The following is a 13,890-nucleotide window of genomic DNA, read 5'->3' as shown; positions in this document are numbered from 1 at the left end:
GTGAAGTGCTAAAATGCATCTTTTTTGCAACCACAGAAACCTTTCCGTTTAGTCAATTATGATATATTTAAGTATCTTTCTCTTAAGGATTTCATTTTAAAAGCTAGATTTTTACTGGGTTTTCAAGGTATGCTTAGGCAGTCTTATTACCTAGCTCATAAATGCCAGTCACTTGGTGGTTCATTTGTAATTGCGTTTTCTGGTGCTTCTTCATATACTTCACTGTTAAGAAATTTTATAAATAAATCCCTCATTCTTTTACTTGGAATGTATACTGATATTTGATTACCATCCCTAATACCACTCCTCCACAGCCACTGAACTAATTCTGATAATGCCCAAGTTTCTTCATCAATTACTACGCCATATTGTTCAAAGAACTTCTTTTCTATAGGATTCATGTATCTATTTACAAGATAAGCTAGATAAGTTTTGAGCTTAAATTGATTGGTCGCACGAGAGGTCATCGGAACAAACGAGTTTGTATACCCCCTTGGAGTAACTTTAATCATAATTTTCCCTTTGTCGCCTTTTACTTTATCTCCTTTTATTGTTGTCCACATAACTTCTTCCCCAGTAACCTTACAAATATTCATAAGGTAATTCCGTGCATTATTTTTTAGCTTTACAATTAAGTCTTTATTATCTGGTTTCAGGAACCATGATTTCGAAAGACTATTCCGTCTATCGCCAATATCATTAAGATGACCATTGTATATGTTAATTCTTTTTCGCAACAGTTCTTTGTCATAGACCTTTCTTTCATCGTAAGGGATTAGCTCATAGGTACCATAATCTTCACTAACAGATAAATATCTATAACTAATATCATGCAAGTCGTAATAAGCCTTTTGTATTTGTCCTTTAAATAAATAAGTTAAAATAAAAACATTTTGAAACGATAAAAAAATCTCACATGGGAAATTCCATATGAGAGCAGAGTTATCGCAGTACATTAGATTATGCGTTAAAGCCATATTCTTAATATCATTATATTTAGTATCTGAATCCACATTTTCATTCCAATCGATATATTTCAGTCCGTTCTCTCGTTCGATAATACTTACTGCATTAGCATTCTGTAATAGTCTTAAATCATCTTTCTTTAATTTGATTTGTTCGATTACATTAATGACCTCATCCAAAATTAAAGTGTATCTATTTACTCTTAACAGCTCTCTTGTTTGATCATTTGCCATCTGGAACAATGCATGTGTTGTACAAATGTCTTTCCCTTCCCCCAACATTTTGTGTAAATCATCTAATTTTGTTTTTCCTTTACTAGCTACTGGGTCAAAAAATTGCCGATTAGTCACAGATTGTTTCACTCTTTCAATCTCTTCTAAAAATGGTGTTACATAAATGAATTGATGTGAATCAGTTGCCATACTATTCATATACTGAATTGCCCAAGATGTCTTCCCATAACCACACGGTGCATCTACTACATTGATTGTTGTCGTCATTGTTGATTTCCCCTTTTATAATTAAAATTTTGAATTGCTCTTGTTGGATTATCTCTATACTCCTTCCTATTTTCAGAATTCATAAAAACAAAAAAACTCCTACAAAGTAGAAGTTTCGATTCAGAGCTTCATTTTTAATAGTGAATACAACCAGCGTTTTTATATGTCTTTGGCTGATGACTCAAGTTTATAAAAAGCTCCCTATATATATTGTACATGTGAAGCGGGATATCCCACAAAACATCAAAAATATATTTTATTTTTATATTAATATCTCTATCCAACACTTTATTTATAATCGAGTTCAACAATCAAAAACTTCAAATTAATGCAAGTGTGTCGGCTGATTTTGACTTTTCGGATCGCAATTAATATCAATATGGGTTTCTGTATATAAGTGTACAACCTGCCCCCCCAATATTGAAGATGATAATTTCTTGAAACCAGCCTCCCTCCTCTAAGATCTGAAAAGGAGGAAAACATCTGCTCCTCTTACCGTTAAATTCATTTTGATTTTAGAAAGTCAATGATTTGTTTTAAAAAATTTCTAAACTTTATGCTATTACATTACCATTATTACTTTCTTTATTCTTTTTGTCATTCGATGTCTCATGATAAAGATTAGTAATGGCAAACACAAATCTTTATATATCAAGAGTATTCAAAGGATTAAATTTATCATTTTGTTCCTTCAAATCATTACCCCACATGGCGACATAGCGCATTGTAACTGCTATATTTTCGTGTCTCATCATTTTTTGAATTGCAAATGCTGACATGCCACTCATTGCCATACGATGACAAAAGGTGTGTCTAAATGTATGTGGAGAAACTCTTACATCAGAAAAATTCATCTTTTTTTGTAAATTCTGAAATACCAGCATGATAGAGTTGTCTGTCATTGAATTATTTTTCGAATCAACAAACACATATTCGCCTAGTGTTTTAAAGTGTCTTTGGCAAAATAGACTATAGGCTGATAACTCTTTCACTAATTTCTCTGTCATTAGAACTGTTTCTCTTCTTCTGTTTTTCCCAAATACGAAAAGGGTTAAGTTAGTTAAATCAACATCAGACCATTTCAAATTGATTATTTCTTTTCTTCTAATCCCTGTCCCTAGAAGCGTTACAATCATCATATAGCCTCTATAGGCAAAATAACTCTTCTCACGCCTTTTCAGTCCTCTGTAGTAACCAAGCATCTGTTGAATCTGTTCATCTGTAAACACATTGATTTTTACATCTTCTTTTAACCGCTTAACCTTTTTAGCAGGGTTTTCCTTTATCATCCCTTCTTCAACCATGTAGTTGAGAAATGCTCTGATTTTCTGCAACTTGGTGTTAATGGTGCTTGCCCCATTCCCTTTCTCTTGGCATGACATCAAAAAGCTTTTTACGTGACCACTACTTACATCTTCAACGTTGATTACTTCGTTTAAAATACAATAGTCGATGAAACCACCCAATAAGACTTTGTGATTTTGGATATTGACACTGGTTGTATTTCTAAACTTTCGATCCTCAATAAAATCTTGGAAAGCAAATTTTAACAACAAAAAGACTACCTCCTTTTTTTAGGAAGTAGTCTTCTATTTACAAACTATTTAGGATACAGACTGGTTCTCAGATGTTTGGCTAAAAGCCTTACATCATGCCGCCCATTCCACCCATGCCGCCCATATCAGGCATACCCATGCCGCCAGCACCAGCAGGTTCTGGTTTGTCAGCAACTACTGCTTCTGTTGTTAAGAACATTGCAGCTACTGATCCAGCGTTTTGTAGAGCATAACGAGTTACTTTTGTAGGGTCAACGATACCAGCTTCGATCATGTTTACCCATTCGCCGTTTGCAGCATTGAAGCCTGTTCCTACTGCTTCACCTTTTAGGCGTTCTACGATAACTGATCCTTCAAGGCCAGCGTTGTGAGCAATTTGGCGTACAGGCTCTTCGATTGCACGAAGAACGATGTTGATACCAGTTGCTACGTCACCTTCAGCTTGGATCTCAGCAATTTTGCTGTATACGTTTAGAAGAGCAGTACCACCACCGGCTACGATTCCTTCTTCAACCGCTGCACGAGTAGAGTTTAATGCGTCTTCGATACGTAGTTTGCGTTCTTTTAATTCTGTTTCAGTTGCAGCACCAACTTTGATAACTGCTACTCCACCAGCTAATTTAGCTAGGCGCTCTTGTAATTTTTCACGGTCGAATTCAGAAGTCGTTTCTTCTAATTGAACACGGATTTGGTTTACACGAGCTTGGATTTGAGCAGAATCTCCAGCACCTTCAACGATTGTTGTATTCTCTTTAGAAACTACTACTTTAGAAGCGCGTCCTAATGATTCGATTGTAGCCGATTTAAGATCAAGACCAACTTCTTCTGTGATCACTTCTCCGCCAGTAAGTGCAGCGATATCTTCAAGCATCGCTTTACGACGATCTCCGAATCCAGGTGCTTTAACAGCTACTGCATTGAATGTTCCACGAAGTTTGTTCACAACAAGTGTTGCAAGTGCTTCACCTTCAACATCTTCAGCAATCATCAATAGTGGTTTACCTTGTTGAACAACTTGTTCAAGCACAGGAAGGATTTCTTGAATATTTGTAATTTTTTTGTCAGTGATTAAGATATATGGGTTGTCAAGGACAGCTTCCATTTTGTCTGAATCAGTAACCATGTATGGAGATGCATAGCCACGGTCGAATTGCATACCTTCAACAACATCAAGCTCAGTTGTGAAGCCTTTTGATTCTTCGATTGTGATTACGCCGTCGTTTCCAACGCGTTCCATAGCTTCAGCAATTAGTTGACCAACTTCTTCGTCAGCAGAAGAGATTGCAGCCACTTGTGCAATGCTTTCTTTGCTTTCGATTGGTTTAGAGATAGCTTTCAACTCTTCGATCGCTACGTTTACTGCTTTCTCCATTCCTTTACGGATACCCATTGGGTTAGCACCCGCTGTAACGTTTTTAAGTCCTTCACGGATCATCGCTTGAGCAAGAACTGTAGCTGTAGTTGTACCGTCACCAGCAACATCATTTGTTTTGCTCGCTACTTCAGCAACCAATTTTGCACCCATGTTTTCAAATGCATCTTCAAGTTCGATTTCTTTTGCAATTGTTACACCATCATTTGTGATAAGTGGTGAACCGAATTTTTTCTCAAGAACGACGTTACGTCCTTTTGGTCCCAATGTTACTTTAACTGCATTTGCAAGTGCATCAACCCCGCGCAGCATTGCACGACGAGCGTCTTCACTGAATTTAATATCTTTAGCCATGTATAAAAACCTCCCTATTATTATTAAATGGTTCGTCCAGTTATATTTTGTATGTGTTTAGCTAATAACAGCTAAAATATCGCTTTCACGTAGAATTAAGTATTCTGTACCTTCATATTTCACTTCAGTACCAGCATATTTTGAGAAGATGATACGATCGCCTTGGGCAACCTCTAAAGCTACACGTTCACCATTTTCAAGAATACGACCATTGCCGGCAGCCACTACTTTACCTTCTTGCGGCTTTTCTTTTGCAGTATCAGGAAGTACAATACCGCTTGCAGTTTTTTCCTCAGATTGAACTAGTTCAATAATAACGCGATCACCTAATGGTTTTAACAAGTGAAACACCCTCCTCAAATTGTGTTGATGCATGGTTTCTCATTTTTATTAGCACTCACCACACTCGAGTGCTAACACAATTATTATATTAAATAAAACCTGGTTCTTTTGCAAGTAATTCTATTGTAAATTTTTCTATTAATTTTATTGAGATGATGGGGATACTAATTCTCATGGAAATTCCTTATTTTTAGAAACTAATTGAGGGTTCGTACGTATAATTGGAGTTATTTGTTTTTTTTTGATACCCTTTTCTTTATAAGAGAAGAATAAGATTTATGATACAGCATGCGCGCCTAATTAGAGCATGTGGTCTTATCTTCTTTTTATATTCATAAAATGATTGTATACCCTAGATTAAAGGAGATATCTTTTTGAAAAAAGAATTTTGGTTTGTCATCATTACATACGTCATTATGCAACTGTCCGGTGGATTAGCTGTCGATATCATAGCAAAGATTACTGTTTCTGCTGGTGCTGAGTTAACGAACGAACTAAAGACCTTAATTGGTGCCTACTGGATTGTTTTTAGCTTCATTATCGCCCTGATATTCGTCCTATTTTTCATGCGGAACGAGATGCGCATGAAGGATATGCGTAATCAGACAACGATTCCTGTTTCGATTCTTTGGGGGTTTGGCGGGATCTTCCTTGCCATGTTTGCGCAGATAATAGCTGGACTGCTTGAACAGAAGATGGGCATTAAACAGAACTCACAAAACACAGAGCAAATTTTAAAGCTGATTACACAATTTCCAATCGTTATGCTTGTAACCTCTATCGTAGGACCCATCCTGGAAGAAATTATTTTCCGAAAAATCATCTTCGGCTCTCTTTATAAACGATTGAACTTTTACCTATCCGCACTTATTAGTTCAGTCATATTCGGTATTGCTCATTTTGAGCCCGAACATATTCTCTTATACTCCGCAATGGGTTTCACCTTTGCATATCTATATATAAAAACCAATCGAATTCTTGTCCCAATATTTGCACATGTAACGATGAATACACTTGTCGTCATCGTTCAGTTGAATAGTGAAAAATACTTGGATTCCTTGGACAAAGCGCAATCATTTATCGGAGGGTTTTTATGAAACGTCAGTCACCATTATCAATTGGGATTATCTATATCGTATTAGGGGTTCTATTCATCGTATTTGCCATTCAATCGGTCTCATCAAACGGTTGGGGCTTCTTTTCTTATTTTCTTGTCGGTTTAGCTACTCTTGACATGGGTTCAGGCGTAAGAATGCTTATTCTGCATTTTAAGATTAAAGCGATACAAAAGAGTAAGAAAAAGTAAAAAAATAATAAGCAACGCTGCCTGATGGAAAAAATCGAGCAGCGTGTTTATTATTCTTCTATACTATCCTCTTCTTCTGACCCTGTATAATTCTTAAGGAAGTAAATGAGAGACTGTAATTCCACAGCGAGGTCAATATGATGAATTCGAACTGTACTAGGTACATTTAATCGCGCAGGTGTAAAATTCAATATGCCGCGAATATCCGCTTGAATCAATTGATCAGTAATTGGCTGAGCAACCGGTGCCGGTACTGTCAAAATCGCAACTGCAATATTTTCTTCTTTCAATCTTTCTTCAATCTCATCCATATGATGGACATACACATCTTCTATCCGTTTCCCAACCTTCTCTGGATCTACATCAAATGCTATCGCAATTTTTGTATTATTATTTTTCATGAAATTATAGTTTAAAAAGGCTGTTCCTAAATTACCCACTCCAATTAGGGCAACTTTGCTTAGGTCATCTTGGTCTAATGTTTTTTGAAAAAATGATAATAGGTAATTCACATTATATCCATAGCCTTTTTTGCCTAAAGCTCCAAAATAAGAAAAATCCCTACGAATCGTAGCCGAGTCAACTTTAACTGCATCACTTAACTCTGCAGACGATACTCTTTGTTTACCAGCAGAATGTAGATTTTTTAAAAAACGATAATATAAAGGTAGCCGTTTGGCAGTTGCTTGCGGAATCTTCATTGGTTCGTGGATCATAATTTTCCCCGCTTTCCCATGTGCTATTTCTTTATTTAGTAGTCAAAACGGTCGATATCTCATGCTTTTGGTCTGCACTTTGTATATCTTTTGATACTAACAATGAAAAGGGTTACTGGTAGCGTTACCATTTCAATGCTTGTACCCTCATGTTCATGTAGGATATTATCCTATCTTGGCTACAATTCCTAAGTGAACTTCTCTTTTTAAATCATACACTATAATGCATTATTTGTAACAACTTTGTTTAATTTCCTTACACGAATGCTTATATATAAACGCTTCTATTGCCGATAAATGCCATAATACGTTACACTATGGATAACGCAATCGAGGTGAAATTATGATTTTATTACAAATCAATCAATTATCCAAGTATTATGGAGCTGAACTTATTTTATCCAATATGAAGCTCGAAGTTCAAAATAGAGACAGAATTGCATTAGTCGGCAGAAATGGTGCCGGTAAGTCCACATTATTAAAAATCATTGCCGGGCATCTTTCTTTTGATGGTGGTGAATTGATCAAGCCAAAGGGTGTTTCCATTGGTTATTTGGCACAAGATACCGGGCTTGAATCCGAACTCTCCATCTGGGATGAGATGCTAACTGTATATGAAGATCTTATTTCCAAAGAAAAAGAACTGCGCAGACTAGAAGAAACGATGTCACAGCCTGAAACATTTGAAAATGAAATCTTCTATCAAAAGATACTTTCTGAATATGATACTTTACAGGTGCAGTTCAAGGAACAAGGCGGTTATCAATACGAAGCTGATATCCGCTCCGTTCTTCATGGTCTTCAGTTTGCAGACTTTGACCGTTCTACATTGATTCACAGCTTAAGCGGCGGTCAAAAAACAAGATTAGCACTTGGGAAATTGCTGTTGACGAAGCCTGATATTTTAATTTTGGATGAACCCACAAACCATCTGGATATTGAAACATTATCATGGCTTGAACAATACCTCCAAAGTTATCATGGTGCTGTATTAATCGTATCCCATGACCGTTACTTTTTAGATAAAGTGGTGAATCAAGTCTATGAAATCTCGCGCAATGCCATCAGGAAGTATCATGGAAATTACAGCAATTATCTCGTAAAAAAAGCAGAAGACTTCGAGCGTGACATGAAACTGTTTGAAAAACAACAGGAGGAGATTGGAAAACTGCGTGATTTTGTCCAACGAAACCTTACAAGAGCTTCCACAACCAAAAGAGCTCAAAGTAGGCGGAAGCAGTTAGAAAAGATGGATGTAATCGATCGGCCTCAAGGCGATGAGAAATCCGCCTCTTTCTCTTTTCAAATAGAAAGGCAGAGTGGCAATGATGTTCTTTCCATCGAGGACTTAGCAATCGGCTACGAGGACACGACTGTCTCTCAACACATTACGATGAAGATTTCAAAGGGAGATAGCCTTGCTCTTGTTGGTCCAAACGGCGTCGGAAAATCAACTTTATTAAAAACGATTATTGGCAAGCTTGAGGCGATACATGGTAACATTCGTTTCGGCACAAATGTTCAAGTCAGCTATTACGACCAGGAACAAGCGAACCTTGTTTCTAATAAACGTGTGCTTAATGAACTGTGGGACGAGTACCCATCTGTACCTGAGAAAGAAATTCGTACGATACTTGGTAATTTTCTATTTACGGGTGATGAAGTATTGAAAACAGTCTCAACCCTAAGCGGTGGCGAGAAAGCAAGATTAGCTTTAGCGAAGATGATGATGGAGAAAGGGAACCTCCTCATTCTAGATGAACCAACCAACCATCTCGACCTTGACAGTAAACTCGTATTAGAAAATGCCTTGATTGATTATCCAGGTACGATCCTTTTCGTTTCACATGACCGTTACTTTATTAATCGAATTGCCACCAAAGTAATTGAGCTTTCCAAAGTTAGAAGCGAGGAATTTCTCGGTGATTATGATTATTATGTCGAAAAAAAGCAAGAACAACTAGAGATTAAAGAATATGAACAAAGTCATAACCGTACAAACCAAGAACAAAAAACAGACAAATCTACATTTAAAGTAGATAAAGAAGTGAAAAAAGCAGAACGTCAGCGTAAACGTCGCATTGAAGAAATCGAAGCAACGATGGAAAAGCTTGAAAGTGAAGTTGAACGATATAATGAGCTTCTCTGTGACCCTGATGTATTTCAAAATCACGAAAAAGTACTCACGATCCAAGCTGATCTTGATCGCGTTCAGACAGAACTTGATGTACTTCTTGAAGAATGGGCAGAGCTTGCAGAATAAGAACGAAGATGGTATTTAAATACCGAGTTTAATTATTCTATTTAGAGTATCACAAAAGGGTCAGACCCCACACTCTATATACCGTTTATCGTGTCATTTACACGACACTTAAACGATATATAGCAAATATGGGCTCTGACTCTTTATTATGGGACGAGATCCTTTTATTCATATACAGTAAACTGTGGTTTTGTTAGATGGTCGATTACTTTGGCCTTGTTGGAAAAGCGTTTCAGCTTTTGATAAAGGGCATAATCTCCTAAACAACCTGCCACCATAAAGATACCAAGCAAAAGAAAACTAGGTGAATTGAAGATTAAGCCAAATAGCAACGGAATGACTGCAGTTGGAACAAATGGCATAAACAAAACCCACTTCATCTGTTTTACAGTAACAGGCATTGTAGAATGTGCATAAGCTACTCCCAACTTCCAATTCACCCCCCATTTTAGCTTTTTCCATTCTACATGACCAACCCAATGAAAAGCACACAAATGTAGAGCTTCATGGAAGAGGATAAAAAAAACATATAAAGCTATGAACAGTAATAAACCGTTTAACGTCATACTGACTTCCAACCTCCCATGCAGCCACACATGAAGAAAGCAAAACCCAATAAACAGTAACAAGATTACAACAAAAACGGCTATATTTATTTTTTTCATTGAAAGTTCCACGACCGTTTCTTTTTCCATGCTTCGCCCCCTCATTCCGCCCCCTAGTTACCCACAATCTTACCCACACTATCAACGTTATTATTCCTAGCCTCATTAACGTTTTCCACAATATCCACAGATTAACTCATATTTATCCACAAAATCATGTGGTTATACACATAGCAACAGGATAGTTATCCACAGACGATAGAATTTTCTATTTTTTTAATAAGTAATGCGCTTTCTTGTGGATAATTTACCTGTTATTTCTAATTATCCACAACCTATTCATAAAAAAAGGCGAGTTGCCTTTTACCGCTAACTCACCTTTTTCAATTATATTGTTTCAATATCTAAACCTGGGTTCCCATTCATCGCCATACCAGACCTTTTCCCATTTTCAAATAACACACTTCCTGCCGCTCCAATCATTGCTGCGTTATCTGTACAGAGAGAAAGAGGAGGAATAATCAATTCAGTCTCCGTAATTGATTCAAATGCCTCAGTAAGAGCCTTACGGAGACCTTTATTTGCAGCTACCCCGCCAGCCAAAAGGACTTGATTAACATCATATTCCTGAGTAGCCTTGACTGTTTTCTTAACTAAAACATCAATCACACTTTGCTGAAAGCTTGCTGCTAAATCGGCTGGCTCAATCGTTTCACCACGCTGCTCTGCATTATGAAGTGTATTGATTACCGCTGATTTCAAACCGCTAAAGCTAAAATCATAAGAATCTTCAAGCCAAGCCCTTGGAAGTGGTACAGAAGTGGGATCCCCCTCCTGAGCTAATCGATCTATATGAGGGCCGCCCGGATAAGGTAGATGCAGGGTTCTAGCCACTTTATCATATGCTTCTCCAGCTGCGTCATCCCGTGTCTCACCGATCACTTTGAAATGCCCGGGACGTTCAATCAATACAAGCTCTGTATGCCCCCCTGAGACGACTAGCGAAAGAGCCGGGTACTCAATTTCTTTAATCAACCGATTTGCATAAATATGTCCCGCAATATGATGCACACCTACTAATGGGATGTTATGTGCGAACGCCACTGCCTTCGCTGCGTTTACTCCTATTAATAATGCACCAACAAGACCTGGTCCTTCAGTGACCGCAATAGCATCAAGATCGTCATAGGTAACATTTGCTTCTCGCAACGCTTCTTCCAATACAAGAGTAATCTGCTCTACATGATGTCTTGATGCAATTTCAGGAACAACCCCACCAAAACGCTTATGACTTTCAATTTGTGAGGCAACGATATTACTAAGAATATCGGTCCCATTTTTAATAACGGCTGCTGCTGTTTCATCACAGCTCGTTTCTATCCCTAAAATAAGTTGATCTTTTTTCACGTTAAATTCACCCACATTACATATGCATCTTCCTGGTTGTCGGTATAATAGTTTTTACGAATGCCTCCAGTTTGAAAGCCAAGCTTCTTATAAAGAGACTGGGCAACCATATTGCTAACACGTACTTCAAGCGTCATCCGAATGACCCCCATACTTAAAGCAACTTCAATCATCTTTCGAAGCAGTTCTTCACCAAGCTTGAGCCCACGATAATCAGGCAAAATTGCTATGTTGGTAATATGAGCTTCATCGATGACAATCCACGCGCCGCAATATCCGGCAATCTTACCTTCATCCTCAATAACCAGATACTTCGCATATTGATTATGATTCAATTCATTATAGAAAGCTTCCCTGCTCCAAGGCAACGTAAAGGACTGTCTCTCTACAACTAAAACTTGATCGATATCTTCTGTTCTCATTAATCGAAACGTCATCGTTTTACTCATCGCAACCGGTCTCTTCCATTTAGAATTTTTATCTATTTTTTCTGTTGCTCTAACCACTTAACTTCTGCCTCTGCCATCCTCACATAATTCGGGACAAACATATGAACGTCCTCTTGTTTCTTATCTCTTCCTAAAAACGCCAGCTCGGCAGGTCTTGGGTTATAGGCTTGTACTGGAATAAAATAAGCTTTTTCACCTAATACATCTTTAAGTGTGTCAACATGAATTGCAATATCTTGACCGACGAATAGTACTGGCTCATTCAACTCTTTAAGCTTTTGTGCCCATTCAACTGCCAACATATTTTTGTCCTCACCACGACACTCTAGACCACTCTCAGTAAATTGATACAATCCTGTATAAATTTGTCCACGGCGCGCATCGAATAAAGGAGATATCATCCCATTGAAATAACGGCCATTTGCTGCTAGAGCTTCTAGACTCGAGATTCCAACCAAGGGAATATTTAATGTCCAAGCAAGTGTTTTAGCAATAGTAACGCCTATCCTAACCCCAGTATATGAGCCAGGTCCTTTTGCTACGACAATTTTCTCCAATTCAGCCGGCTTTGTATCACAATCTCTTAAAAGTGATTCAATGGCCGGCATTACGCGCAAAGAATGGTTTTTCTTTAAGTTTGTAACATATTCCCCAACCACTTGGTCTCCATCGGTCAAAGCTATTCCTAATGTAAAATTGGATGTATCAATCGCTAATACCTTCATGAAATAATCTCCTTACATAACTCAACATACCGAGTTCCAGAAGGCTGCAATACAATTCGCCTCTCAGAATCACCCAGTCTAAAAATTTGAATCGTTAACATTTTTTCCGGAAGCTGTTCTTGAATTAAATGGGCCCACTCAACAACAGTCACTCCCTCTCCCTCAAAATACTCGTCAAAACCAAGGTCCTCTTCTTCTTCACTCACTCGATATACATCCATATGATACAATGGTAAACGGCCCATATATTCTTTTATTATCGTAAATGTTGGGCTGTTCACATTCCGCTTTATACCTAAGCCTTTTGCAAGCCCTTTGGTAAAGGCTGTTTTACCCGCACCAAGATCGCCTTCTAAAGCCAAGACATCTCCAGCATTAAGCTTCTCTGCCAAGGTACTAGCAAAGTCTACCGTCTCTAATTCACTCTTAGAAACCCATTCAAACTTCTGTTCCATCTATACTATCACCTCAAAAAAGCCAATTAGCTATACACAAGCTATTTCATAATCCTATATGTAGTTTACCTTTTTTCAAAACAAGACACAAACAAGAAAAGCACAAGAATGCACGAGGAATTTTTACCAAGGGAGCCGCCTTCTCTTTTATTGGAAATAAATCCCTATTATTAATTTAGAGGTTACTGGATCTCAATGAATTAAACTGCTTTTGGCACATCTTAATGTATTGTAAAAACCGGAATTTCACTCAAGCACTTTTCAGTTATCCACAAAATGAAATGAGTAGTTCTTAATTTTTACTTTTCATTCTGTGGATAATTTTAAAACAAGTTTATTCAAGCTATGCATTCACAATATATGTTTCTCATTATTAACCCTTATCGGTTAACGTGTTGTACTGTGCTCAGTTTATCTGAGCCATCTTAATTCTTTTTATGGTTTCTAAAAATCCCTTAATTAGTTATACACATGTTAATAATTCTTGGGAATCAGCCACTGAGGTTGAATGCAGACAGACGAATTGAGTAAGCTTATCCACAATCTCCATTCATTTAGACAATAAAAAAAGCGAAACCTAGGTTTCGCTTTTTTTATGATTGCGGGGACAGGATTTGAACCTGCGACCTTCGGGTTATGAGCCCGACGAGCTACCGGACTGCTCCACCCCGCGACGATATGAGTTGTTACTTAATAATAATAGTATATCCTTCATTTAAGAAATTATACATTAATTATTATTAAATATAAACAAGACAATAAAAAAAGCGAAACCTAGGTTTCGCTTTTTTTATGATTGCGGGGACAGGATTTGAACCTGCGACCTTCGGGTTATGAGCCCGACGAGCTACCGGACTGCTCCACGACGATATGA

The 13,890-nt window shown here is 37.5% G+C and carries 13 protein-coding genes and 1 tRNA gene; 3 read left to right on the top strand and 11 right to left on the bottom strand.

What is annotated here, in order from left to right; translation table 11 throughout:
• Positions 1–155 precede the first annotated feature (155 nt).
• From AC625_RS01460 to groES, 4 genes are all read right to left on the bottom strand, one after another.
• Positions 156–1,466 (bottom strand): DEAD/DEAH box helicase family protein, encoded by a 1,311-nt coding sequence (locus AC625_RS01460; RefSeq protein ID WP_049679668.1) that lies wholly within the window; start codon positions 1,464–1,466, stop codon positions 156–158.
• A gap of 644 nt (positions 1,467–2,110) precedes the next feature.
• Entirely contained in the window at positions 2,111–3,022 is a 912-nt protein-coding gene (locus AC625_RS01455) for a tyrosine-type recombinase/integrase (protein WP_082190905.1), read from the bottom strand.
• Between the two features lie 88 nt (positions 3,023–3,110).
• Positions 3,111–4,748, bottom strand: coding sequence for a chaperonin GroEL (gene groL / locus AC625_RS01450; protein WP_049679667.1), 1,638 nt, complete (start codon positions 4,746–4,748; stop codon positions 3,111–3,113).
• Between the two features lie 57 nt (positions 4,749–4,805).
• Positions 4,806–5,090 (bottom strand): co-chaperone GroES, encoded by a 285-nt coding sequence (gene groES / locus AC625_RS01445; RefSeq protein ID WP_049679666.1) that lies wholly within the window; start codon positions 5,088–5,090, stop codon positions 4,806–4,808.
• 374 nt (positions 5,091–5,464) lie between these two features.
• Between groES and AC625_RS01440 the strand changes: the two genes are divergently transcribed.
• Entirely contained in the window at positions 5,465–6,187 is a 723-nt protein-coding gene (locus AC625_RS01440; protein ID WP_049679665.1) for a CPBP family intramembrane glutamic endopeptidase, read from the top strand.
• On the top strand, positions 6,184–6,396 hold the full coding sequence (locus AC625_RS01435) for a YdiK family protein (RefSeq protein ID WP_049679664.1): 213 nt from the start codon (positions 6,184–6,186) through the stop codon (positions 6,394–6,396). Before AC625_RS01440 ends, AC625_RS01435 begins: the two co-directional genes overlap by 4 nt.
• A gap of 50 nt (positions 6,397–6,446) precedes the next feature.
• Here the strand turns inward: AC625_RS01435 and AC625_RS01430 are convergent, their stop codons facing one another.
• Positions 6,447–7,112 carry a redox-sensing transcriptional repressor Rex gene (locus tag AC625_RS01430; RefSeq protein ID WP_049679663.1) on the bottom strand — a complete coding sequence of 222 codons (666 nt, stop codon included), beginning with the start codon at positions 7,110–7,112 and terminating at the stop codon, positions 6,447–6,449.
• Between the two features lie 343 nt (positions 7,113–7,455).
• On the opposite strand from AC625_RS01430, the gene AC625_RS01425 reads away from it, so the two are divergent.
• A complete protein-coding gene (locus tag AC625_RS01425; protein WP_049679662.1) occupies positions 7,456–9,375 on the top strand; it encodes an ABC-F family ATP-binding cassette domain-containing protein in 1,920 nt (639 codons plus the stop codon).
• A gap of 164 nt (positions 9,376–9,539) precedes the next feature.
• Here the strand turns inward: AC625_RS01425 and AC625_RS01420 are convergent, their stop codons facing one another.
• The 6 genes from AC625_RS01420 to AC625_RS01395 form a co-directional block, all read right to left on the bottom strand.
• Positions 9,540–10,070: a DUF3267 domain-containing protein gene (locus tag AC625_RS01420; protein WP_049679661.1), complete on the bottom strand. Its 531-nt coding sequence runs from the start codon at positions 10,068–10,070 to the stop codon at positions 9,540–9,542.
• 297 nt (positions 10,071–10,367) lie between these two features.
• Complete coding sequence (tsaD, locus tag AC625_RS01415) at positions 10,368–11,387, bottom strand: tRNA (adenosine(37)-N6)-threonylcarbamoyltransferase complex transferase subunit TsaD (protein ID WP_049679660.1); 1,020 nt, start codon at positions 11,385–11,387, stop codon at positions 10,368–10,370.
• Entirely contained in the window at positions 11,384–11,836 is a 453-nt protein-coding gene (rimI, locus tag AC625_RS01410; protein ID WP_049683528.1) for a ribosomal protein S18-alanine N-acetyltransferase, read from the bottom strand. Before rimI ends, tsaD begins: the two co-directional genes overlap by 4 nt.
• A 32-nt stretch (positions 11,837–11,868) precedes the next feature.
• A complete protein-coding gene (tsaB, locus tag AC625_RS01405) occupies positions 11,869–12,561 on the bottom strand; it encodes a tRNA (adenosine(37)-N6)-threonylcarbamoyltransferase complex dimerization subunit type 1 TsaB (RefSeq protein ID WP_049679659.1) in 693 nt (230 codons plus the stop codon).
• Positions 12,558–13,016, bottom strand: coding sequence for a tRNA (adenosine(37)-N6)-threonylcarbamoyltransferase complex ATPase subunit type 1 TsaE (tsaE, locus tag AC625_RS01400; protein ID WP_049679658.1), 459 nt, complete (start codon positions 13,014–13,016; stop codon positions 12,558–12,560). Before tsaE ends, tsaB begins: the two co-directional genes overlap by 4 nt.
• 599 nt (positions 13,017–13,615) lie before the next feature.
• Positions 13,616–13,689 (bottom strand) — tRNA-Met (locus AC625_RS01395).
• Positions 13,690–13,890 lie beyond the last annotated feature (201 nt).

The organism is Peribacillus loiseleuriae, from assembly GCF_001183985.1.
In the GTDB taxonomy this organism is placed as follows: Bacteria; Bacillota; Bacilli; order Bacillales; family DSM-1321; genus Peribacillus; species Peribacillus loiseleuriae.
This window is presented reverse-complemented; position numbering and strand designations above follow the sequence as displayed.

Bases quoted from the DNA above. Each gene is read 5' to 3' on its own strand.
- AC625_RS01460 (WP_049679668.1), bottom strand. From the start codon at position 1,466: ATGACGACAACAATCAATGTAGTAGATGCACCGTGTGGTTATGGGAAG.
- groL (WP_049679667.1), bottom strand. From the start codon at position 4,748: ATGGCTAAAGATATTAAATTCAGTGAAGACGCTCGTCGTGCAATGCTG.
- AC625_RS01435 (WP_049679664.1), top strand. From the start codon at position 6,184: ATGAAACGTCAGTCACCATTATCAATTGGGATTATCTATATCGTATTA.
- AC625_RS01430 (WP_049679663.1), bottom strand. From the start codon at position 7,112: ATGATCCACGAACCAATGAAGATTCCGCAAGCAACTGCCAAACGGCTA.
- AC625_RS01425 (WP_049679662.1), top strand. From the start codon at position 7,456: ATGATTTTATTACAAATCAATCAATTATCCAAGTATTATGGAGCTGAA.
- AC625_RS01420 (WP_049679661.1), bottom strand. From the start codon at position 10,070: ATGGAAAAAGAAACGGTCGTGGAACTTTCAATGAAAAAAATAAATATA.
- rimI (WP_049683528.1), bottom strand. From the start codon at position 11,836: ATGAGTAAAACGATGACGTTTCGATTAATGAGAACAGAAGATATCGAT.
- tsaB (WP_049679659.1), bottom strand. From the start codon at position 12,561: ATGAAGGTATTAGCGATTGATACATCCAATTTTACATTAGGAATAGCT.
- tsaE (WP_049679658.1), bottom strand. From the start codon at position 13,016: ATGGAACAGAAGTTTGAATGGGTTTCTAAGAGTGAATTAGAGACGGTA.